Consider the following 21,367-nt stretch of genomic DNA (forward strand, 5'->3'; position numbering starts at 1 on the left):
TCGCAGAGCCGAACCCGCCATGCCGCACACACCTCCTCCCGCGCTTCTCTCTCGTCTTCTTTCACGATGGCCTGCCCTTCGAGGCGGGGCTGCCGTGCTCGCCCTGGGCATCCTGGCGGCCTGCGGGGGAGGCGGCGGCGGCGGATCTGCGTCGTTCATTCCGATGGCACCCCCCGCGCCCACCACGCCAGCCAGCTACAGCGTGTCCGGCACGGTGTCCGGCCTGGCACCGGGCGCGCAAGTCACCCTCACCAACAACGGGACCGATGCGGTGACGGTCAAGGCTGAAGGGGCCTTCGCCTTCGGCGCCGCGGTGCCCGCGAACGGCAGCTATTCGGTGACGGTCGACAAGCAGCCGGTCGGCCAGACCTGCTCGCTGGCGGGCGGCACCGGTGCGGGCTCGGGCGTCACGGCGAACATCGACAACGTCCGCATCGTCTGCTCGACCCACACCTACGGCATCGGCGGCACGGTGACTGGCTTGGCGAGCGGGCAGCAGGTGGCGCTGCTCAACAACACAGGCGATGCGATCACCATCGCCGCCGACGGCGGCTTCAGCTTCCCGGTACCGGTGGCCCACAACGGCAGCTACGCGGTCACCGTCGGCACGCAACCGGTCGGCCAGACCTGCTCGCTGGCGGGCGGCACCGGTGCGGGCTCGGGCGTCACGGCGAACATCGACAACGTCCGCATCGTCTGCTCGACCCACACCTACGGCATCGGCGGCACAGTGGCCGGCCTGGCGAGCGGGCAGCAGGTGACGCTGCTCAACAACGCAGGCGATGCGATCACCATCGCCGCCGACGGCGGCTTCAGCTTCCCGGCACCGGTGGCTCACAACGGCAGCTACGCGGTCACCATCGGCACGCAGCCGACCGGCCAGACCTGCTCTTTGGCGGGCGGCACTGGCGCGGGCTCGGGGGTGGTTGCAGACGTCAGCAACGTCCGCGTCATCTGCTCGGTCGACACCTACACCGTCGGTGGCACGGTGACCGGCCTGGCGGGCGGGCAGGTGACGTTGTTCAACAACGGCGGTGATGCGCTCACCCTCACCTCCAACGGAGCTTTCACTTTCTCGACAGCCGTTCCCTACATGGGCAGTTATTCGGTCACCGTCGGTACGCAGCCCGCTGGTCAGACCTGTTCAGTCTCGAACGGCAGTGGTGTGGGTTCTGCGGCGATCGCGAACATCACCAACGTTCAGGTCACCTGCTCGGCCAGCATCTACTACATCGGCGGCACGGTGACCGGCCTGGCGAGCGGCCAGCAGGTGACGTTGCTCAACAACGGCACTGATGCATTCACGACCCACGCCGACGGAAGCTTTCGCTTCGCGGTGCCCGTTGCCTACATGGGCAGCTATTCGGTCACCGTCAGCACTCAACCAGGCGGACAGCGTTGTGTCGTCACCCACGGCAGCGGCAGCAGTGTGAGCGCTGAAATTGTTGGCGTAGGCGTCGCTTGCCTGGCGTCGGGCCACACCAGCACGTGGGCGGGGAGCGGCGTTCATGGCAACGCTGACGGCACGGGTCCTTCGGCTCAGTTCTATGGGCCTGTCCGTGCTGCGGTCGACCACGCTGGAAATGTCTATGTTGCCGACCACTACAACCATTCGATCCGCAAGATCACGCCCATGGGTCTTGTGTCCACCCTGGCGGGAAGTGGCGCCCCTGGCAGGGCCGATGGACTCGGTTCTGCCGCATCGTTCGATCATCCTGCCGGCATTGCAGTGGATGGCGATGGCAATGTGTATGTCGCCGATACGAAAAACAATTCGATCCGCAAGATCACCCCGGCCGGCGTCGTCTCCACCCTGGCTGGAGCCGGGACTGCGGGCTATGCAGACGGGCCCGGCTTGGCCGCATTGTTCAACTACCCGGTGGGCCTGGCATTGGATGGCAGTCGCAACCTGTATGTCACGGACACCTTCAACAATCGAATTCGCAAGATAACTCCCGCGGGTGTCGTGACCACCTTGGCAGGCTCCGGGACCGCGGGGCGCGCCGACGGGCCCGGTTCTTCCGCATCTTTCCACGGCCCCCTGGGCCTGGCGTTCGATGGAAGTGGCAACCTCTATGTCGTGGATCGAGACAACCATTCGATCCGCAAGATCACATCCGCTGGCGTTGTCAGCACCCTTGCAGGCAGCGAGACCCCTGGCTCGACCAACGGTGCCGGCTCTGCAGCTTCTTTTCACTTTCCGTTCGACATCACCGCAGACCGCAACGGCAATGCCTACATTGCCGACCCCCGAAACAACATGATTCGCAAGATGACTCCGGCTGGGGTGGTGACCACCTTGGCAGGGAACGGGGCGAGCGGGCGAGCTGACGGCATTGGTGCTGCGGCGTCGTTCGCGGAACCCGCGGGCATCACGATCGATGGCAATGGCATCCTCTATGTCGCCGACCACGGCAACAATCTGATCCGCAAGCTCGTGCCCTGATCCCGCTTCGATGCGGCACTTCACATCGGCAACGGCTGACCTACTGCGCGGCCACTTTCACAAACACCGGATTCGAATAGAACCACAGGTCGCTGTAGTTGCGCGCATTGATCGCGTTGAAGCGCGTGACCGGGTCATCACCGGCCGGCGTGGGCGTGCGCGCATCGAACAGCGGTTCGCCGCCGGCGGTTTCGTTCGGCACGTCGGTGCCGAGGTTGGTGCCTCGCAGGCGGAAGTACTGGTTGTTGCCGGCCTTCACGGTGTAGGTCACTGCGAAGTAGCCTTCGGTGTCGAGCGTCCAGTCGGCGCGGGTGAAGCGCTTGACCACGCGGGTCGTCGGGTTGGTGTCGCGCGCGTAGCCGGGCGTGCCCGGGAGTTCGCGGCCGGTGACGTCGCCGGCGATGAGGTCGATGTGGTCGACCACGGGCTTCACGTTGGCATACACGCCGCTGCCGAGCTGGTACTCGAAGTTGTTGCGCTCGGGGCTCTTGAAGCGGATGGTGATCTTCAGGTCTTCGCCCGGCCTGGCGCTCACTTCGGTGCCCATCTCGCCGGCGCCCTTGGCGCTTTGCACCTTGAAGTCGAGCGCGTTGATCAGGCTGCCGTTGACCGCGAAGAGCTTGCCCGAACGCATCGCCGTGAGCAGCGACTTCGGGTCCTTGATGTCGCCCCAGAGGTGGTTCTTCGCGTACTCGCCGGGCGCGTAGCCGCTGCTGTACAAGCCCTTCGAGGTCGTGAAGTGGTAGTCGGAATCGGCCGTGTTCCAGATGTGGCGGCCTTCGGACAGCAGAGCGTCCCAGGTGCCACCGAGTTTGGCGACGAGGTAGTCGACGCCGCCGTAGGTGCGCGAGGGCAGGTTGGCCGGCGTGTAGGCGCTTTCGTAGCCGCCGCGGTCGGGCTCCATCTGGTTGCCGACCATGCCCTCGAGCGAGAACACGATGTCGGGCGCGGCGTCGTTCATCTCGCGCAACTGGGTGGCCGTGTACTTGCCGGGGCTGCGCGAGGGGTGATTGATCTGCAGGTAGCTGGAGTCGGGGTAGTTCTTCTTCAGCCACGCGATGGCCTTGAGCACGTCTTCGTGCGTCGTGAAGGCGCGTGCGTCCTTGGCGTTCCAGGCCGCGACGTCGGTGGCCGGGAACAGCGCGGGGTCGCGGTTGGTGAACAGGTATTCGAACTGGCTCACGGCCTTGAGCGCCGCGTCGGACATCGGGCTGTCGGTCAGGATGCCGACGTTGCCGTGGTCGTGCGTGGCCATGTCCCATTCGAAGGACGCAAAGATCGTCTTGTCGGCGTACTTGCCGCCGGCCTGCAGTGCCTTGATGCGCGGCACCTGATAGAGGGCCATGCCTCGCGAGAACGGAATCGCCGGGGCGAGCATGCGGCCGTCGTTGTCATAGGAAGACAGGCGCAGGTGGTCCGAGAGCGCGACCCAGTCGAGGCCGAAGGTGTCGAAGGCCTTGGCGAGCACCTGGTCGAGCGTGGAAATCTGCTGCGTGTCCTCCGACTGGATGGTGTGGACGTGCAGGTCGCCGACGGTCCAGCGGCCGGCCGGCGCGGCCGGTGGCGGCGGGGGGGTGGCGGGCGAGGGCGCCGGTGCTGGGGCCGGCGGAGCGATGGGCAGGCCGGCGAACGGTGCACCGCCGCCGGAGCCGCCGCCGCACGCGGTCAGCAGGGCGGCGCCGAGCGCGAGGGTAGAGAAAAAGGAGGTGCGAAAGCGGGGTGCGGGAGGCAGGATTTTCATGGCGACACAAACAGCAACGGCCAGCGCATGGCGGGCCGTCGCTTCGGGATTTCAATGTGGCGGATTGCTTGAGAGCACATCCGCCGGAGAAGCCCGGAGTCTGAAATCCTGTCGTGACGGTTCGATGAAACTGCGATGAAAGTTCACACCCGAAGGCGTGTACTTTCAATCGCGTTTCAGAGTGGTCAGGCGAGCAGGTCGCTCAGCGTGCGCGCCACCACCTTGGTCGCGCGGCGCAGGTCTTCGAGCACCACGCGTTCGTCGCTGCGCTTGGCATGCGACTCGAGCACGGTGCGCGGGCCGGCGCCGTAGATCACGCCGGGAATACCGGCTTCGACGTACAGGCGCACGTCGGTGTACAGCGGCGTGCCCATGGCCTTGATGGGTTCGCCGAACAGTTCGCCGCCGTGCTTCTGGATCGCATCGACCAGCGGTTGGTTGCCGGCCAGCGGCTTCATGGAGTTGGCGAGCAGCATGCGCTTGATGTCGACCGTGATGCCCGCGCTCTCGGCGGCGGCATCGGCGATCACCTGGCGGATGTTGGCTTCGACCTCGACCGGGTTCTCTTCGGGGATCATGCGGCGGTCGAGCTTGAACACGACCTTGCCGGGCACGACGTTGGTGTTGGTGCCACCCTCGATGCGGCCCACGTTCAGGTAGGGATGCGTGATGCCCTCGACCTTCGACGTGACTTGCTGGTAGAGCGTGTTCTGCGCGTACAGCGCATTCAAGATCTTCGTGGCGCCCTGCAGCGCGTCGATGCCGGTGGTGGGCACGGCGGCGTGCGCCATCTTGCCGTGCACGGTCACTTCCATCTGCAGGCAGCCGTTGTGGGCGGTGACCACTTCGTAGCTGAAGCCGGCCGCGATCATGAGGTCGGGCTTGGTCAGGCCCTTCTCGAGCAACCAGCCCGGGCCGAGGATGCCGCCGAACTCTTCGTCGTAGGTGAAGTGCAGTTCGATGCTGCCCTTGGTGGGCTTGGCCACGGCTTCGAGCGCGCGCAGCGCGAAGGTGAAGCTGGCGAAGTCGCTCTTGCTGACGGCGGCGGCGCGGCCGTACAGGCTGCCATCGACGATCTCGCCGCCATACGGGTCGTGCGTCCAGCCTTCGCCGGGCGGCACCACGTCGCCGTGGGCGTTGAGCGCGACGGTGCGGCCGCCATTGCCGTATTTGCGGCGCACGATCAGGTTGGTGATCGATTCGAGGCCGTAGTCCTTCACCTCTTGCGCGGGCACGGCGTGCTTTTCGGCGTCGAGGCCGAAGTCTTTCAGCAGCTCGGCAGTGCGCTCGGCGTGCGGCGCGTTGTTGCCGGGCGGCGTGTCGGTGGGCACCTGCACCAGTTGCTGCAGGAACTGCACTTCCTCGTTGAAGTGGGCGTCGATCCAGGCGTCGAGTTTGGCGTAATCGGTCATGGTGGTTGTTCTTCTGTAGTCGGTCAGTGGGCTTGTTCAGCGGCGAGGTTGTCCAGCAGGAGCTGGAACGCTTGCACGGCCAATTGGATGTCGTCGTTGGTGCTCGACTCGAGCGGGTTGTGGCTGATGCCCGAGTTGATGCCGCGCACGAAGAGCATGGCCTGCGGCATCACCTCGTGCAGCTTCATGGCGTCGTGGCCGGCGCCGCTGGGCATGCGGAAGAGCGGAATGCCCAGTGCATCGACGGCCTGTTCCCAGCGTTGCTGCCAGGCCGGTGCGCTCGGCGCGGCGGCGGCGCGCATGGTTTCCTCGAGCTCGTAGCGCACGCCGCGGCGTTCGCAGATGTCCTTCAGTGCAGCGACCACGTCGTTCGCCAGCGCGTCGCGCTGCGTGTTGTTGGGCGCGCGCAGGTCGAGGCTGAACTTGCAGCGGCCGGGCACGACGTTGATCGAGCCGCTCGGCACTTCGAGCATGCCGACGGTGCCGACCGAGTCGCCGTCTTTGGCGGCGCGTTGCTCGGTGTAGAGGATGAGTTCGGCCACGGCGGCGGCGGCGTCGCGGCGGCGGTCCATGGGCGTGGTGCCGGCGTGGCTGGCCATGCCGATGACTTCGCCCACGTAGCGCACGCTGCCGTTGATGGAGGTGACGATGCCCAGCGGCAGGTCGAGCTCGGTGAGCACGGGGCCCTGCTCGATGTGCACTTCGACAAAGCCGAGGTAGCGCGCCGGGTCGCGCTGGATCTTCGGAATGTCTTCTTCCTTCAGGCCGGCGTGCTGCATGGCCTCGCGCATGGTGATGCCGTCGGCATCTTTCTGGTCGAGCCAGCGCGTGTCGAAGTGGCCGATGAGCGCACCCGAGCCGAGGAAGGTGGCCTTGTAGCGCTGGCCTTCTTCTTCGGCGAAGCCGACGACTTCGAAGGCGAAGGGCAGGCGGCGGTTCTGGCGCTTGAGCTCGCGCACGCAGGCCATGGGCACGAAGATGCCCAGGCGGCCGTCGTACTTGCCGCCGTTGCGCACGGTGTCGTAGTGCGAGCCGGTGAGCAGGGTCTTGGCATCGGGCCTGGCGCCTTCGTAGCGGCCGACCACGTTGCCCACGGCATCGATGTGCACGGAGTCGAAGCCGCAGTCGCGCATCCAGCCCGAGATGTTCGCGGCGCAGGCGCGGTGCGCGTCGGTCAGGTACGTCACGGTGAGCTGGCCCTTCTCGGCATAGCCGGGGTCGGTGTGCACCGACAACTGCTCCTGCCAGTCCCACACGTCGTTGCCGAGCGTGGTGTCGGCGCCGAACTTGTCGTTCAGGCGGATCTCGGCGATGCGGTGGATGTTGCGCAGCGCTTCACCGAGTTCGAAGCTCGGGTGGTTGTGCAGCCGGCGCGCAAAGGTCTCGATGATCTCGCGCTTGGCCAGGCCCGTGCCGCGCGGGCCGCGCACGGCGAGGATGAACGGGAAGCCGAACTTGGCGTTGTAGTCGGCGTTGAGCTTCTGGATCTGCGCGAACTCTTCGGGCGTGCAGTCGGTCAGGCCGGCCTTGTTCTGTTCGTTGGTCGACTCGGCGGTGAGCGTCTTGCTGACCATGGCCTTGCCGGCGAGCTCGGGGTGGGCGCGGATGAGGCCGATCTGCTCATCGGCCGACGAGGCGGCCAGCGCTTGCACCAGTGCGTGCTTGAGGTGCGCGAGCGAGCGGAAGGGGCGCTGCACCAGCGCGCGCTGCGCGATCCAGGGCGAGTGTTCGTACACGCCGTCGAGCATGGCGACGGCAGAGGCCGGCCCCGCGGCGTTGAGTTGGGCAAGGGTGAGGAGAGGGGTGCTCATGATGCGGCTCCGGCTTCGAAGGGGTGCGCCTGCTTCCAGTGGCGCGCGATGTCGACGCGGCGGCAGACCCAGACCTTGTCGTGCGTGGCGATGTGATCGAGAAAGCGCTGCAGCGCGGTGATGCGGCCGGGGCGGCCGAGCAGGCGGCAGTGCATGCCGATGCTCATCATCTTGGGGCTGTCGTCGCCGTTCGGATCGCCTTCGGCGTACAGCGCGTCGAAGGTGTCCTTCATGTACTGGAAGAACGGGTCGGCGTGCGAGTAGCCCTGCGGCAGTGCAAAGCGCATGTCGTTCACGTCGAGCGTGTAGGGCACGATGAGCTGCGGCACCACGCTGCCGTCGGTCTTCTGCACTTTCATCCAGAAGGGCAGGTCGTCGCCGTAGTAGTCGCTGTCGTACTCGAAGCCGCCGTAGTCGGCCACGAGGCGGCGCGTGCGCGGGCTGTCGCGGCCGGTGTACCAGCCGAGCGCGCGCTCGCCGGTGAGCTTTTCGATCGCTTCCATGCCCAGGCGCATGTGCTCGCGCTCGGTGGCTTCGTCCAGGTTCTGGTAGTGAATCCAGCGCCAGCCGTGGCAGGCGATTTCGTGGCCGAGTTCCTTGAAGGCGGCCGTGAGCTCGGGGTAGCGCTCCAGTGCCATGCCCACGCCGAACACGGTGAGCGGCAGGCCGCGCTTTTCGAACTCGCGCAGGATGCGCCACACGCCGGCGCGCGAGCCGTACTCGTAGATGCCTTCCATGCTGATGTGCCGGTCGGGGAAGCTCGCCGGGTTGAACATCTCGGAAAGAAACTGCTCCGAACCTGCGTCGCCGTGCAGCGTGGCGTTCTCGCCGCCTTCTTCGTAGTTGAGGACGAACTGCACCGCCACGCGCGCGCCGCCGGGCCAGCGGGCGTGGGGCGGGTTGCGGCCGTAGCCGACGAGGTCGCGTGGGTAGGGCTGGGTGGTGTCGTAGACGGTCATGGTGTGGATCAGGACAACGCGAGGGAGATGTCGTTGGTCGGGACCTTGCGGTCGAAGGTGAGGTTGGCCTCGACGTGTTCCAGGTGCTCGGTCATGAGGCGCACGGCGAGTTCTTCGTCGCGCGCGGCCAGCGCCTTCACGATGTCGGCGTGCTCGTCGTTGGAGTGCTCGGCGGCGCTGGTGCTCTGGTACATGAGCGTGATGAGGGCGCAGCGCGAGATCAGCTCGCCCAATATTTGCGCCAGCACCTGGTTGCCCATGAGCTCGGCCATGCGCACGTGGAAGTCGCCCAGCAGCTCGGTGCGGCCCGACACGTCTTCGCCGCCAACGGCCGATTTCTCGAGCGCCACGTGCTCCTTGAGCGCCTTGATCTTGGCCGGCGTGACGCTGCGCACGAAGGCGCGCGTCATTTCGGCCTCGAGCATGCGGCGCACGGCGAACACCTGCTTGGCCTCGTCGACGGCGGGCGCGGCCACGAAGGCCCCGCGCGCCGGCTCGAGCCGGATCAGCTTGTTTTGCGAGAGCTGGAACAGCGCCTGGCGCACCAGCGTGCGCGACACGCCGAAGTGATCGGCCAGCTTCTGCTCGGCGAGCTTGGTGCCGGGCTGAAGGCGGTGCTCGACGATGGCCTTCGTGAGGGCATCGACGATCGAACGGGTGGTGGAGGACTCCATGTTTTTCATGATAGACCCAAAGCCGGTAACTGTATACACTTTTGTCCACCGGAATTTCCCGCCCCTCTGGTCTCCCCGATCTCACCGATCCGGCACCATTTTTTGAAGGAACGCCCCATGGGTTTGAGCACTCACGTACTGGACACGATGCACGGCGGCCCCGCGGCCGGCATGGAGGTGGCGCTGTACACCACCGACGGCGACGCCGCGACGCTGGTGAAGCGCTTCACGCTGAATTCGGACGGCCGCAGCGACGGCCCGCTCTACGACAACAACTCGATCAAGGTCGGCACCTACCGCTTGGTGTTCGACGTGGCGGGTTATTTCAAGGCCCGCGGCGTGACGCTGCCGGAGCCGAACTTCCTGAACAAGGTGGCGCTGGACTTCGGTGTGGCGCACACCGACCAGCACTACCACGTGCCGCTCTTGGTCAGCCCGTGGAGCTACTCCACGTACCGCGGCTCCTGAGGTCAGTCGCCTTGCTGTTGACCTTCGGTGAGCGTGTCGAGCTGGAAGCGCCCGCTCTTGTCCCACAGCCAGGTGTCGGTCCACGTGACCGCACCCAGGCGCTGGGCGGGCGGGAAGGGCGCGGCTTGCAGTACGGCGCGCTCGATCTCGGCGATCACCTCGGGCGCGTGCTTGGGCGCGCGCAGCCAGTGCATCGAGACCACCTTGCCGCCGGTGTCGAGGTTCACCTGCAGCGTGCCGACCGCGTACAGCAGGGGCGGCATCTGGCCCTTGTAGATGCGCGAGGCGTTGGCGTTGTAGATGTGGCGCGCCGCATCGCGGCGGTAGTCGCGCGCGGTGGCTGCGCTCGAAGCGCGCGGTGCGGGCCCGCTGCCCTGCGCGCTGCTGGTGCCGCTCAGCTGGCCGGGCACCGAGCCCGTCGAGCCGCAGCCGGCGAGCCACAAGGCGGAAAGAACAGTGGCGGCCCAGGCGAGGCGGCGCGGCGTAAGCTGGCGGTTCGTCATCATCGCCGGGGTTATACCGTGAGTCTTCAAGGTGCAGGCAACCGAAGGTATCGGTCATGAACGGTGCGGTCGATCAGTTGTTGATGCGTCTGTGCAATGAAGACGCCGTGCTGGTGCGCGTCGAATCGACGCAGGGCTCGGCGCCGCGTGAGGCCGGCACCTGGATGGCCGTGTGGGCCGACGGGCTCACGGCCACCATCGGCGGCGGGCAACTCGAGTTCCAGGCCACGCAGGAAGCACGCGAGATCCTGGCCGGCACGCGCAGCCTCGACGGCGTGCAGCGCTACCCGCTGGGCCCGAGCCTGGGGCAGTGCTGCGGCGGCGTGATGTTCCTGACCTACCGGCGCATCGGCGCGGCCGACGCGCCCGCGCTGCAGAAAGAGCTGGTCGCGCAGCTCGAGCCCGTGGCACTGTTTGGCGGCGGCCATGTGGGCGCCGCATTGGCGCGCCTGCTGGCCGTGCTGCCGTTCTCGGTGCGCTGGATCGACAGCCGCGACGGCGTGTTCCCCGACGCGCTGCCCGCGCAGATCGACACCGAGCACTCCGAGCCCGTGCAGGACGCCGTGGCCGCGCTCGCGCCCGGCAGCCGCGTGCTGATCATGAGCTTCAGCCATGCCGAAGACCTGGACATCGTCATCGCCTGCCTGAAGCGTTTGCGCACGCGCAACGACCTGCCCTACATCGGCCTCATCGGCAGCAAGACCAAATGGGCCACCTTCCGCCACCGGCTGGAAGCGCGCGGCTTCACGGCCGACGAGCTGGCGCGTGTCACCTGCCCGATCGGCGTGCCCGGCATCACGGGCAAAGAGCCGGAGGTGATCGCGGTCGCCGTGGCGGCACAGTTGTTGCAATCGCTGGGCTGAACAGGGTTTTCCCTTGGCGGCAACGCCGCAAAAAGCATCCCGCCTCGTGCCAAAATTGTATACACTTTCGGTCCACAACAAGCCGCAGCGGAGCGAGGTCGTTTTCAACGGACCTGCGTTCGCGGCACTTTCTCTGCTTACAGCGCCCGCAGTGGTGAGCAGGCTGAAACCCCTCATCGACGCCCCACGCGTCTAGAGGGTTGCGAGAGAGCACATGGAAAGTTACTACCTCGACTGGGCCAACCTGCTGCTGCGCTGGGTCCACGTCATCACCGCCATCGCCTGGATCGGCGCCTCCTTCTACTTCGTGATGCTGGACAACAGCCTCGAGAAGCCGCAGGACCAGGAATCGCTCGACAAGGGCGTGGGCGGCGAGCAATGGGCCGTGCACGGCGGCGGTTTCTACAACAGCCAGAAGTACGCGCTGGCGCCCAAGAAGCTGCCTGACCATCTGCACTGGTCGTACTGGGAGAGCTACTCGACGTGGCTCACGGGCTTTGCGCTGTTCACCATGTCGTACCTGTGGAACGCGAGCACGTACCTCATCGACAAGTCCAAGATGGACTGGCAGCCCGGCGCCGCCATTGCCGTGGCGCTGGCCTTCTTCGTCGTGTTCTGGATGGTCTACGACGGCATCTGCCAGATCTTCGGGCGCCGCAAGAACGGCGACACCATCGTCGGCGTGCTGATCGCGATCTTCATCGTCTTCGCGACCTGGCTGGCCTGCCAGTGGTTCGCGGGCCGCGCGGCCTTCCTGCTGGTGGGCGCCATGATGGCCACCACCATGAGCGGCAACGTGTTCTTCTGGATCATCCCGGGCCAGCGCAAGAACGTGAAGGCGCTGCGTGAAGGCCGGCCGGTCGATCCGGTGCATGGCCAGCGCGGCAAGCAGCGCAGCGTGCACAACACCTACTTCACGCTGCCGGTGCTGTTCGCGATGCTGAGCAACCACTACAGCTTCACCTACACGCACAAGTACAACTGGATCGTGCTGCTGCTGATCATGCTCGGCGGCGCGGCCATCCGGCAGTTCTTCGTGGTGCGCCACCGCTTCAAGCTGGGCAACGCGGGCAACCCGCTGCCCTACGCCATGGTCGGCATCGCGGTGCTGGGCCTCACGATCGTGTGGATGAAGCCCGAGCCTGTGGCGCCGGTCGCGGCCAGCGCCGCCCAGGCCGTGCCCGCCGTGGCCTACCAGGACGTGCAGAAGGTGCTGGAGCAGCGCTGCTTCATGTGCCACGGCGCGGCCGTGCAGATGAAGAACGTGCGCGTCGACACACCCGACCAGGTGACGGCGCACGCCCAGGCGATCTACCAGCAGGTCGTGGTGACCAAGATCATGCCGATGAACAACGCGACCAACATCACCGACGAAGAGCGGGCGCTCATCAGCCGCTGGTTCCAGGCCGGCGCCAAGACGAACTAGATAGAGGCGCAGCGGCCTGCGAGGGCAGGCCGCCGGTCGTCGCACAATCGCCGAATGGAGACAACACGCAAGCCATGACCGCATCGACCTCGCCCTCAGCAACAGCTCCCGATCCGCGCGAAGCCCCGCGCGCCTTCCTCGAACACCTGTACCGCGTGGCGGTGGACCGCGCACTGCCGCTGTCCACGCTGGGCGCCCATCTGCCGCAACCGCCCAAGGGTCGCACCGTGGTGCTGGGCGCCGGCAAGGCCGGTGGTTCGATGGTGCAGGCGCTCGAAGCCCTGTGGCCGGCCGACGCCCCGTTGTCGGGCCTGGTCGTCACGCGCTATGACCACATTCCCCCGCGCCCCGAAGGCGTGCCGCAGCGCATCGAACTCGTCGAGGCCGCGCACCCCGTGCCCGACGCGGCCGGCCAGCAGGCGGCCGAGCGCATCCTGGCGCTCACGCAGGGCCTCACGGCCGACGATCTCGTGCTGTGCCTCATCTCCGGCGGCGGTTCGTCGCTGCTGGTGCTGCCGGCCGAGGGCCTCACGCTGGCCGACAAGCAGCGCATCAACAAGCAGCTGCTCGACAGCGGCGCCCACATCGGCGAGATGAACTGCGTGCGCAAGCACCTGTCGCGCATCAAGGGCGGCCGGCTTGCGGCGGCCTGCGCGCCGGCGCGCGTGGTCACGCTCACCATCAGCGACGTGCCCGGCGACGACCCGGCCGTGATCGCCAGCGGCCCCACCGTGCCCGACGCCACCACCTGCGCCGACGCGCTCGCCATCCTCGACCGCTACGGCATCGAGGTGCCGGCGCCCGTGCGCGCGCAGCTCGAAAGCGGCGCGCTCGAAACCCCCAAGCCCGACGACGCCGCGTTCACCGGCCACAGCACGCACATGATCGCCACGCCGCAACAGTCGCTCGAAGCCGCCGCCGCGGCCGCGCGCGCCGCGGGCCTCGAGGCGCACATCCTCAGCGACGAGATCGAAGGCGAATCGCGCGAAGTCGGCAAGGTGCACGGGGCGCTCGCGCGGGCCGTGGCGCTGCGCGGCGCGCCGTTTGCGCGGCCCTGCGTCATCCTGTCGGGCGGTGAAACCACGGTCACCATCCGCCCGCGCCAGCCCGGCCAGGCCAAGGGCCGTGGCGGGCGGGCCGGCGAGTTCTGCATGGGCCTCGCGGGTGCGCTCATGGGCCAGCCGCAGGTGTGGGCGCTGGCTGCCGACACCGACGGCATCGACGGCGTGGAAGACAACGCCGGCGCCTTCGTCACGCCCGACACCCTGGCGCGCGCCACGGCGCAGGGAAAAAAGCTCTCCGATCACCTCGACCGCAACGACGCCTACGGCTACTTCGACGCCATCGGCGACCTGTTCGTGACCGGTCCGACGAACACCAACGTCAACGACTTCCGCGCGATCCTCGTGCTGTAGGCGCGCTCAGGCACCCAACGGGGGCTCGGGCAAGCTTTGTGAACTCAGGTTAATCTACGGCCCCCGGCGGCGCTTGGCCGCCGTTGTCGCATGCGCACCCCCACGGGGTGCCGCGCCGCGCGCCCGATTTCCCGTTTCGTTTTCACCATCCAGTCCTCGAAGGAAAGAGTTCGCCATGACCGCCACCTACACCGACACCCGCCTGCTGATCGACGGCCAATGGGTCGACGCCGCCGACGGCAAGACGCTCGACGTGCTGAACCCTGCCACCGGCAAGGCCATCGGCAAGGTGGCGCACGCCAGCATCGTCGACCTCGACCGTGCCCTGGCTGCCGCCCAGCGCGGCTTCGAAGCCTGGCGCGACACGCCCGCCAACGAGCGCGCCGCCGTGATGCGCCGCGCCGCCGGCCTGATCCGCGAACGCGCCCTGGACATCGCCAAGCTGCTGACGCAGGAGCAGGGCAAGCCGCTGGGCGAAGCCAAGGTCGAAATGATGGCCGCCGCCGACATCATCGAGTGGTTCGCCGACGAAGGCCGCCGCGTGTACGGCCGCATCGTGCCCTCGCGCAACCTGGCTGCGCAGCAGCTGGTCATCAAGGAGCCGGTCGGCCCGGTCGCGGCCTTCACGCCGTGGAACTTCCCCGTCAACCAGATCGTGCGCAAGCTCGGCGCTGCGCTCGCCACCGGCTGCTCCTTCCTGGTGAAGGCGCCCGAGGAAACCCCGGCCTCGCCGGCCGCACTGCTGAAGGCCTTTGTCGACGCCGGCATTCCGGGCGGCGTCGTGGGCCTGGTGTTCGGCAACCCGGGCGAGATCTCGAGCTACCTGATCGCGCACCCGATCATCCGCAAGGTCACGTTCACCGGTTCCACCCCGGTCGGCAAGCAGCTGGCCGCGCTGGCCGGTTCGCACATGAAGCGCGTCACGATGGAACTGGGCGGCCACGCCCCGGTGATCGTGGCCGAAGACGCCGACGTGGCGCTGGCCGTCAAGGCCGCTGGTGCCGCCAAGTTCCGCAACGCGGGCCAGGTCTGCATCTCGCCGACCCGCTTCCTGGTGCACAACAGCCTGCGCCATGAGTTCGCCAGCCTGCTGGTCAAGCACGCCGAAGGCCTGAAGATGGGCGACGGCCTGGTCGAAGGCACCAACCTCGGCCCGCTGGCCAACGCCCGCCGCCTCACGGCCATGGCCCACGTGCTGGAAGACGCGCGCAAGAAGGGCGCCACCATCGCCACCGGCGGCGACCGCGTCGGCGACACCGGCAACTTCTTCGCGCCCACCGTCATCACCGACGTGCCGCTGGACGCCGACGTGTTCAACAACGAACCCTTCGGCCCCATCGCCGCCATCCGCGGTTTCGACACGCTCGAAGAAGCCATCACCGAAGCCAACCGCCTGCCTTTCGGCCTGGCCGGTTATGCCTTCACCAAGTCGATCAAGAGCGCGCACCTGCTGAGCCAGAAGCTCGAGCTCGGCATGCTGTGGATCAACCAGCCCGCCACGCCCTCGCCGGAAATGCCGTTCGGCGGCGTGAAGGACTCGGGCTACGGTTCGGAAGGTGGCCCCGAAGCAATCGAGGCGTACCTGAACACCAAGGCCGTTTCGATCCTCGGCGTTTAACTAGTCTTCGGCGGAGGCGTTCCAGAACGCCTGCTGGACGCCTTCAAGCGCTTCCAGCTCCGCGATCACCTGGTCGAGCTCTTCGGGCTCGACCGCGGTGGCGTAGAGCGTCGCTGCAATCTCCGTGTCGGCCTGCCCGAAGGCGTGCTGGTCGATGTCGCGCACCGGGTAGTTCGCGGCTTCCAGCTGCACCAGCAGCTGGTCCATCACCTCGGGCCGTGCCGCGCGTGAGCAGATCACGCGCACCGTGTACGTCGCCTCGCTCGATTCCTCGTGCACCGGGCGGCGGTTGATGCGGTTCACCACGGGCCGGAGCAGCGTGTTGCTCGCGAGCACGAAGAGCGCCGCGATCAGTGCTTCGCCCAGCAGGTTGGCGCCCGCGCAGGCGCCCACCGCCGCAGACCCCCACAGCGTGGCGGCCGTGTTCAAGCCCGTGATGTTGGCGCCTTCTTTCATGATCGCGCCCGCGCCCAGAAAACCGATGCCCGAGACCACGTAGGCGACCACGCGCACCGAGCCGTCGGGGCCGCCCAGGCGGGCCGCCATGTCGACGAACACGGCGGCGCCCACGGCCACGAGTGTGTTGGTGCGCAGCCCCGCGGTGCGCTGGCGCATCTGGCGTTCGAAGCCGATCAGCGAGCCGAGCAGAAAGGCCGCGCCCACGCTGATGAAGGTGTTCAGCAGCGAGTGCAGGTTGATGTTGCGGATGGCTTCCATGGTGAGTGATCCTCCTGATCCTCTGTGTGCGAAGCAGGGTAGCGGCCTTGTGTGACAGCCGCGACCCTGCGTCCGCCGGGTGGTTCTTGTTGTCTTACTGCCAGCCGTACCTGCGCGCGTACCAGCCCTTCACCGCCTGCGTCAGCGTCGCGTAGCCGACCAGCATCAGCACCAGCCACGGGAAGTACGCGAGCGGCAGCGCCTGCAGCTTGAAGTAGTGCGCCAGCGGCCCCATCGGCAGCCAGATGCCGACCGCCGCAATGGCCGCGCCCATCGCCAGCAGCGGCCAGGCGGCGCGGCTTTGCAGGAACGGAATCTTGCGCGTGCGGATCAGGTGCACGATGAGCGTCTGCGACAGCAGGCCCTCGATGAACCAGCCCGACTGGAACAGCGTCTGGTGCTCCGGCGTGTTGGCTGCGAACACGAACCACATCACGGTGAAGGTGAGGATGTCGAACACCGAGCTCAGCGGCCCGAAGAACACCATGAAGCGGCCCAGGTCGGCCGGGTTCCAGCGCTGCGGCGTCTTCAGGAATTCCTCGTCCACGTTGTCGAACGGGATCGCGATCTGCGACACGTCGTACAGCAGGTTCTGCACCAGCAGGTGCAGCGGCAGCATCGGCAAAAAGGGCAGAAAGGCACTCGCCACCAGCACCGAGAACACGTTGCCGAAGTTCGAGCTGGCCGTGATCTTGATGTACTTGAGCATGTTGGCAAAAGTGCGGCGGCCTTCGATCACGCCTTGCTCCAGCACCATCAGGCTCTTCTCGAGCAGGATGATGTCGGCCGATTCCTTGGCCACGTCCACCGCGCCGTCCACCGAGATGCCGATGTCGGCGGCGCGCAGCGCGGGTGCGTCGTTGATGCCATCGCCCATGAAGCCGACCACGTGGCCGTTGGCATGCAGCGCCTGCACGATGCGCTCCTTGTGCGCGGGCGTGAGCTTGGCGAACACCTGGCGCATTTCGACCACCTGCCGCAGCTCGGCCTCGTTCATGCGCTCGACCTCGTGGCCCAGCACCATGCGCCCGGCGTCGATGCCGACATCGCCGCAGACCTTGCGCGTGACCAGTTCATTGTCGCCGGTCAGCACCTTCACCGCGACGCCGTGCGCGGCCAGCGCCAGCAGCGCGGGCGCGGTCGATTCCTTCGGCGGATCGAGAAAGGCCACGTAGCCCAGCAGCGTGAGCCCGGCCTCGTCGGCCACGCTGTAGGCCGGCTTGCGCGCGTCGGCGTGCAGCGTGCGGCTGGCCACGGCCACCACGCGCAGGCCCTGGGCATTGAGCTCCGAGGCCACGCGGTGGATGCGCGCCATCACGTCGGCGTCGAGCGCGAGCACTTCGGCGCCGCGTTCGACCGAGGTGCACACCGACAGGATCTCTTCGAGCGCGCCCTTGCAGATCAGCAGGTGCTCGTCGTCGCCGTGCGCCACCACCACCGACATGCGGCGGCGCGAGAAGTCGAAGGGCACCTCATCGACCTTGCGCCAGCTGGTCTGCAGCTGCGCGTCGAGCTGCACTTCGGCGTGGCTGAGCACGGCTTTGTCGAGCAGGTTCTTCAGCCCGGTCTGGTGAAAGCTGTTGAGGTAGGCCTGCTGCAGCACGTGGTCGGAGTCTTCGCCCCAGGCGTTGGTGTGGCGTTCGAGCACGATGCGGTCCTGCGTGAGCGTGCCGGTCTTGTCGGTGCACAGCACGTCCATCGCGCCGAAGTTGTGAATGGCTTCGAGCCGCTTCACGATCACCTTCTGGCGCGACATCACGACGGCGCCCTTGGCCAGCGTGGCGGTCACGATCATCGGCAGCATCTCGGGCGTGAGTCCGACCGCGATCGACAGCGCGAACAGCGCCGCCTCCCACCAGTCGCCCTTGGTCACGCCGTTGATCACCAGCACCAGCGGCGCCATCACCAGCATGAAGCGGATCAGCAGCCAGCTCACGCGGTTGATGCCGGCCTGGAAGGCGGTGGTGCCTCGGTCGGTCGCGCTCACGCGCTGGGCCAGTGCGCCGAAGAAGGTGCGCTCGCCCGTGTGCACGATCACCGCGGTGGCGGTGCCGCTGATCACGTTGGTGCCCATGAAGAGCAGGTTGTCGCGTTCGAGCACGCCGGCCTGGTGGCCGGCGGCGGTGGCGGCGAACTTCTCCACCGGCATCGATTCGCCGGTGAGCGCCGACTGGCTGATGAACAGGTCTTTCGCCGAGAGCAGGCGTGCATCGGCCGGGATCATGTCGCCGGCCGACAGCGCGATCACGTCGCCGGGCACGAGGTCGCGCATCGGCACTTCCATGCGCTGCGTGCCGGCGTGCGCGAGGTCGAAGCCGTCGTCACCTGCGCGTCCGGCCTTCTCGCCGGGTGCGGGGCGCAGCACCGTCGACGTGTTGCTGACCATCGCCTTGAGCCGGTCGGCCGCCTTGTTGGAGCGCGACTCCTGCAGGAAGCGCAGCACGGTCGACAGCAGCACCATGCTGCCGATCACCACCGTGGCCTTCGTGTCCTCGGTGATGTAGGAGACCAGCGCGAGCACCGTCAGCAGCAGGTTGAAAGGGTTGCGGTAGCACTGCCACAGGTGGTTCCACCACGGCAGGGGCTGCTCGTGGCGCACCTCGTTGCTGCCCAGCCGCTTGCGCAGCGCGAGCGCGTGCGCTTCGGTCAGGCCCTGCGACGAGCTGTTCAGGCGCACCAGCACTTCGCCCGCGTCGGTGTGCGAGGCGGCGGCCAGCGCCTTGGCGATCTCGGGCGGCATCGCGGCCGAGCCGAGGCTGCTGGGCTTGGCGCTCAGCAGCGTCTGCCAGCGCTCGAAGTGATGCAGCATGTGGCGGCTGCGCAGGAAGCTTTCGAAAAAGGACTTCAGGACGTTCTTCATTTTTCTTCTCCTGTGTGAGGGCGCTCAGCGAGCGAACGCCCAGGTGAGGCCCAGCGTCCAGCCGCGCGGGCCGTCGTGGCGCAGGTCGCGTGCGTGGCTCAGATCGACGTTGACGGACGGCGTGGCCGTCCAGCGCAGGCCGGCGCGCCAGGCGTTGCGTCCGCCTTCGCGGAAGCGCTCGGCCACGAGCGACAGCGCGGGCAGGGCGGCCCATTCGAGCGCCGCGCCCGAGTGGCTGGTGCTCGGCTGTGCGCGATGGAAGTCGCGCCCCAGGTTCAGGTGGGCGCGCCATGCGTCGTCGAACTGCCAGGTGACGGGGATCACCACGCTGCGGTCGGTGAGGCGCAGCGAGGCATTGCCGGCGTTGCTGCGTTGCCACGAGGCCGAGGCCAGCACGCCGGTGCTCAGCGTGTCGGTGAGCGCGAAGGCCCACTTGATCTGTGGGCCGGCGCGCACGGTGCGGCCGTCGGCGTTGTGCTCACGTTCGAGGTTCAGGCCCAGCTCGACCGGGCCGACACGGCAGGCCGGACCGAGGTGCACGAGGCGCTGGCCGCCCCAGGTCTCGATCTGGCACTGGCCCGGATCGAGGATGGCGGCGTCGTCCACCGAATGGTGTCCGCCGGCGGCGTGGGTCTGCGTGGCGGCAAGGCCGCACAAGGTCGCGAGCCAGGCGTGGCTGGGTGCGGGGCGGCGGAAGGGAAGGGGGCGGGCGTTGGAACGGGCGGCCGTGGCCGTCCGCACGACACGCCGCAGGCGTTCGCGGGTCATGGGAGTTTTTCCTTCGGGTGCGGCACGCCGCGAAGGAAGAAACGCCCGTGACGACGTGCTTACTCAGCAGTCAGACGGCGGCGCTCCTCCGCAGCGCGGCAGGCTGCGAGGTGAATGGGGGATCGATCGGGCAAGGAAGAAGGCGGCGCACAGCGGCGCAAGCAAGGGTCCGGGTCCATGGTGGCCTCCTGTTCTGTGGGGGTGGCAGGGGCGGGCTTCAGCGGCGCGTGGTGCCGTGGCCGGGCTGTTCGAGCAGCAGCAGGAAACTGCGGATGCGGCGCGTGGTCCACAGCGCGGCGGCGCGGTCCAGGGCCTGCTCGTCGTCGACGTGCGGCGCGGGGTTCACGCGTGCAGGCGCTGGCGCACCGGCGTGCGCCGACGTGCGACCGTGCGACGGTCGCGTCTGCGGATGCAACGGGCGAATTTGAAACTGGCGCATGACAAGGCTCCTTCACGCTGAAGGGCCTCGCGCACGGACGCACGCAAGCTGACTGAAAAAGTCAGCGACGAAGAACAACGGAAATCGGTAGGGGGAGCCGCTTGCCCGAGGGGCAAGGGGTTCGCGCTGCGGACACGGCGGCCGCAAGCGCGGGAGCTGCCTGCGCTAGAGGGCCGGGGGTGTCACGCCTGCCGAGGCACGCGTCTTGTCACTGATCCAACTGGCACTGTCCACGCACGGGGCTCCGAAATGATGATCTCCGGATTGTTGCACCGCATCATTGCCAGCGTCAACCCTTGGCCTGCAGCGAGAGGCTGCGTCGCGGTTGCGTGGCGTGGAGCTGGGGCTGGTTCGCGCTGCGTTCGATGGGGGTCGGAAACCAGCGGTAGATGTTCGTGTCGCCGCGCCATCCGTCGCTGAAGCGCACGAACAAGAAGCCCGATATCGCGTTGCCCAGGTCGTCCACCGGAATGCCTGCGGCGCGCAGGGCGGCGACTTCTTGCGCGGCGCTCATGTCGAAGGGCAATTTCAGCGTGATGCTCGCGCTGTGAAGACTGGGTCGGGGCATCGTGACTCCTCTGCATTGACCAAGGGCCGTAGTGAAGCGCAAGAAGTTGTGTCAGGCGATACCGAAGATATGGGAGCCTTCGCAGGAGAGGGCGGCGCTGTCGGCCTCTGCGCCCATGGTGCATCCCCTGACGGGGGGATGCCATGGGTAGGACGGCCTATGCCGAACGCCTGTCCCTGTGCCTATAGTCGGCGCGCATGAAACCAAGCACCCCCGCCGTCCTGTTCATTTGCACAGGGAACATCTGCCGTTCGCCGACCGCGCACGCATTGCTGGTCCACAAGGCACAGCGTGCAGGCTTCGCGGTGGAGGTCGACAGCGCCGCCATTTCCGACGAAGAGCGCGGCAATCCACCCGACCCGCGCTCGGTGGCCGAGGCACTGCGGCGTGGCATCGAAATGCCCGCGCATTGCGCACGCCAGGTGCGTGCGTCCGACTTCGAGCGTTTCGATTGGCTCGTCGGCATGACGCAGCAGCACTGCGCCGCGCTGCGCGGGCGTGCGCCGGCCGATGCGGCGCGCAAGGTGCGCCTGCTCTCGGAGTTTGCGCAGGCCATCGGCGGCGACGTGCCCGACCCGTGGTACGGCGGCCACCAGGCCTTCATCGAGGCCTTCGACCTGATCGACCTCGGCGTGGAAGGCCTGCTCGCGCAGCTGCGTCGCGACGCAGCCTGAGCCTG

At 67.5% G+C, this 21,367-nt stretch carries 18 protein-coding genes; 7 read left to right on the forward strand and 11 right to left on the reverse strand.

Annotated features, from left to right (window positions below; all coding sequences use genetic code 11):
- The first annotated feature begins 94 nt into the window (after positions 1–94).
- A complete protein-coding gene (locus tag IG196_RS06745; protein ID WP_192195520.1) occupies positions 95–2,446 on the forward strand; it encodes an NHL repeat-containing protein in 2,352 nt (783 codons plus the stop codon).
- A 40-nt stretch (positions 2,447–2,486) separates the two neighbouring features.
- Here the strand turns inward: IG196_RS06745 and IG196_RS06750 are convergent, their stop codons facing one another.
- The 5 genes from IG196_RS06750 to IG196_RS06770 all read right to left on the reverse strand — a co-directional run bounded on the left by IG196_RS06750 (position 2,487) and on the right by IG196_RS06770 (position 9,052).
- Positions 2,487–4,187 carry an S-layer protein gene (locus tag IG196_RS06750; RefSeq protein WP_192195521.1) on the reverse strand — a complete coding sequence of 567 codons (1,701 nt, stop codon included), beginning with the start codon at positions 4,185–4,187 and terminating at the stop codon, positions 2,487–2,489.
- 185 nt (positions 4,188–4,372) lie between these two features.
- Positions 4,373–5,599 carry a M20 family metallopeptidase gene (locus tag IG196_RS06755; protein WP_192195522.1) on the reverse strand — a complete coding sequence of 409 codons (1,227 nt, stop codon included), beginning with the start codon at positions 5,597–5,599 and terminating at the stop codon, positions 4,373–4,375.
- A 23-nt stretch (positions 5,600–5,622) separates the two neighbouring features.
- Positions 5,623–7,410: a 2-oxo-4-hydroxy-4-carboxy-5-ureidoimidazoline decarboxylase gene (uraD, locus tag IG196_RS06760; protein WP_192195523.1), complete on the reverse strand. Its 1,788-nt coding sequence runs from the start codon at positions 7,408–7,410 to the stop codon at positions 5,623–5,625.
- Complete coding sequence (puuE, locus tag IG196_RS06765; RefSeq protein WP_099795694.1) at positions 7,407–8,369, reverse strand: allantoinase PuuE; 963 nt, start codon at positions 8,367–8,369, stop codon at positions 7,407–7,409. The genes uraD and puuE overlap by 4 nt, the downstream gene beginning before the upstream one ends.
- Before the next feature lie 8 nt (positions 8,370–8,377).
- The gene (locus IG196_RS06770) at positions 8,378–9,052 is read right to left on the reverse strand and encodes a GntR family transcriptional regulator (protein WP_056574067.1); all 675 of its coding nucleotides are present in this window, start codon (positions 9,050–9,052) and stop codon (positions 8,378–8,380) included.
- 108 nt (positions 9,053–9,160) lie between these two features.
- Between IG196_RS06770 and uraH the strand changes: the two genes are divergently transcribed.
- On the forward strand, positions 9,161–9,511 hold the full coding sequence (uraH, locus tag IG196_RS06775) for a hydroxyisourate hydrolase (RefSeq protein ID WP_070061690.1): 351 nt from the start codon (positions 9,161–9,163) through the stop codon (positions 9,509–9,511).
- A 2-nt stretch (positions 9,512–9,513) separates the two neighbouring features.
- Here the strand turns inward: uraH and IG196_RS06780 are convergent, their stop codons facing one another.
- A complete protein-coding gene (locus tag IG196_RS06780; protein ID WP_192195524.1) occupies positions 9,514–10,017 on the reverse strand; it encodes a hypothetical protein in 504 nt (167 codons plus the stop codon).
- A gap of 53 nt (positions 10,018–10,070) precedes the next feature.
- On the opposite strand from IG196_RS06780, the gene xdhC reads away from it, so the two are divergent.
- The 4 genes from xdhC (at position 10,071) to IG196_RS06800 (ending at position 15,336) form a co-directional block, all read left to right on the forward strand.
- Positions 10,071–10,877: a xanthine dehydrogenase accessory protein XdhC gene (gene xdhC / locus IG196_RS06785; protein WP_192195525.1), complete on the forward strand. Its 807-nt coding sequence runs from the start codon at positions 10,071–10,073 to the stop codon at positions 10,875–10,877.
- A gap of 214 nt (positions 10,878–11,091) precedes the next feature.
- Positions 11,092–12,303: a urate hydroxylase PuuD gene (locus tag IG196_RS06790; protein ID WP_192195526.1), complete on the forward strand. Its 1,212-nt coding sequence runs from the start codon at positions 11,092–11,094 to the stop codon at positions 12,301–12,303.
- A 74-nt stretch (positions 12,304–12,377) separates the two neighbouring features.
- Positions 12,378–13,718: a glycerate kinase gene (locus IG196_RS06795; RefSeq protein ID WP_192195527.1), complete on the forward strand. Its 1,341-nt coding sequence runs from the start codon at positions 12,378–12,380 to the stop codon at positions 13,716–13,718.
- Positions 13,719–13,893: 175 nt separating this feature from the next.
- Positions 13,894–15,336, forward strand: coding sequence for an NAD-dependent succinate-semialdehyde dehydrogenase (locus IG196_RS06800; protein ID WP_101492693.1), 1,443 nt, complete (start codon positions 13,894–13,896; stop codon positions 15,334–15,336).
- Here the strand turns inward: IG196_RS06800 and IG196_RS06805 are convergent, their stop codons facing one another.
- The 5 genes from IG196_RS06805 to IG196_RS06825 form a co-directional block, all read right to left on the reverse strand.
- Entirely contained in the window at positions 15,337–16,053 is a 717-nt protein-coding gene (locus IG196_RS06805; RefSeq protein WP_192195528.1) for an MgtC/SapB family protein, read from the reverse strand.
- Between the two features lie 94 nt (positions 16,054–16,147).
- Complete coding sequence (mgtA, locus tag IG196_RS06810) at positions 16,148–18,913, reverse strand: magnesium-translocating P-type ATPase (protein ID WP_192195529.1); 2,766 nt, start codon at positions 18,911–18,913, stop codon at positions 16,148–16,150.
- Positions 18,914–18,937: 24 nt separating this feature from the next.
- Positions 18,938–19,681 (reverse strand): hypothetical protein, encoded by a 744-nt coding sequence (locus IG196_RS06815; RefSeq protein WP_192195530.1) that lies wholly within the window; start codon positions 19,679–19,681, stop codon positions 18,938–18,940.
- Positions 19,682–19,898: 217 nt separating this feature from the next.
- Positions 19,899–20,120: a hypothetical protein gene (locus tag IG196_RS06820; RefSeq protein WP_192197217.1), complete on the reverse strand. Its 222-nt coding sequence runs from the start codon at positions 20,118–20,120 to the stop codon at positions 19,899–19,901.
- A gap of 289 nt (positions 20,121–20,409) precedes the next feature.
- A complete protein-coding gene (locus tag IG196_RS06825; RefSeq protein ID WP_192195531.1) occupies positions 20,410–20,688 on the reverse strand; it encodes a hypothetical protein in 279 nt (92 codons plus the stop codon).
- Between the two features lie 197 nt (positions 20,689–20,885).
- On the opposite strand from IG196_RS06825, the gene IG196_RS06830 reads away from it, so the two are divergent.
- Positions 20,886–21,362: a low molecular weight protein-tyrosine-phosphatase gene (locus IG196_RS06830; protein ID WP_192195532.1), complete on the forward strand. Its 477-nt coding sequence runs from the start codon at positions 20,886–20,888 to the stop codon at positions 21,360–21,362.
- Positions 21,363–21,367: the final 5 nt, after the last annotated feature.

This window comes from Variovorax sp. 38R, from assembly GCF_014843395.1.
GTDB lineage: Bacteria > Pseudomonadota > Gammaproteobacteria > Burkholderiales > Burkholderiaceae_C > Variovorax > Variovorax paradoxus_H.

What these genes read in the sequence shown, in the direction of transcription:
- IG196_RS06750 (WP_192195521.1), bottom strand. Translation starts at nt 4,187, where the DNA reads ATGAAAATCCTGCCTCCCGCACCCCGCTTTCGCACCTCCTTTTTCTCT.
- IG196_RS06755 (WP_192195522.1), bottom strand. Translation starts at nt 5,599, where the DNA reads ATGACCGATTACGCCAAACTCGACGCCTGGATCGACGCCCACTTCAAC.
- uraD (WP_192195523.1), bottom strand. Translation starts at nt 7,410, where the DNA reads ATGAGCACCCCTCTCCTCACCCTTGCCCAACTCAACGCCGCGGGGCCG.
- puuE (WP_099795694.1), bottom strand. Translation starts at nt 8,369, where the DNA reads ATGACCGTCTACGACACCACCCAGCCCTACCCACGCGACCTCGTCGGC.
- IG196_RS06770 (WP_056574067.1), bottom strand. Translation starts at nt 9,052, where the DNA reads ATGAAAAACATGGAGTCCTCCACCACCCGTTCGATCGTCGATGCCCTC.
- uraH (WP_070061690.1), top strand. Translation starts at nt 9,161, where the DNA reads ATGGGTTTGAGCACTCACGTACTGGACACGATGCACGGCGGCCCCGCG.
- IG196_RS06780 (WP_192195524.1), bottom strand. Translation starts at nt 10,017, where the DNA reads ATGATGACGAACCGCCAGCTTACGCCGCGCCGCCTCGCCTGGGCCGCC.
- xdhC (WP_192195525.1), top strand. Translation starts at nt 10,071, where the DNA reads ATGAACGGTGCGGTCGATCAGTTGTTGATGCGTCTGTGCAATGAAGAC.
- IG196_RS06790 (WP_192195526.1), top strand. Translation starts at nt 11,092, where the DNA reads ATGGAAAGTTACTACCTCGACTGGGCCAACCTGCTGCTGCGCTGGGTC.
- IG196_RS06795 (WP_192195527.1), top strand. Translation starts at nt 12,378, where the DNA reads ATGACCGCATCGACCTCGCCCTCAGCAACAGCTCCCGATCCGCGCGAA.
- IG196_RS06800 (WP_101492693.1), top strand. Translation starts at nt 13,894, where the DNA reads ATGACCGCCACCTACACCGACACCCGCCTGCTGATCGACGGCCAATGG.
- IG196_RS06805 (WP_192195528.1), bottom strand. Translation starts at nt 16,053, where the DNA reads ATGGAAGCCATCCGCAACATCAACCTGCACTCGCTGCTGAACACCTTC.
- mgtA (WP_192195529.1), bottom strand. Translation starts at nt 18,913, where the DNA reads ATGAAGAACGTCCTGAAGTCCTTTTTCGAAAGCTTCCTGCGCAGCCGC.
- IG196_RS06815 (WP_192195530.1), bottom strand. Translation starts at nt 19,681, where the DNA reads ATGACCCGCGAACGCCTGCGGCGTGTCGTGCGGACGGCCACGGCCGCC.
- IG196_RS06820 (WP_192197217.1), bottom strand. Translation starts at nt 20,120, where the DNA reads ATGCGCCAGTTTCAAATTCGCCCGTTGCATCCGCAGACGCGACCGTCG.
- IG196_RS06825 (WP_192195531.1), bottom strand. Translation starts at nt 20,688, where the DNA reads ATGCCCCGACCCAGTCTTCACAGCGCGAGCATCACGCTGAAATTGCCC.
- IG196_RS06830 (WP_192195532.1), top strand. Translation starts at nt 20,886, where the DNA reads ATGAAACCAAGCACCCCCGCCGTCCTGTTCATTTGCACAGGGAACATC.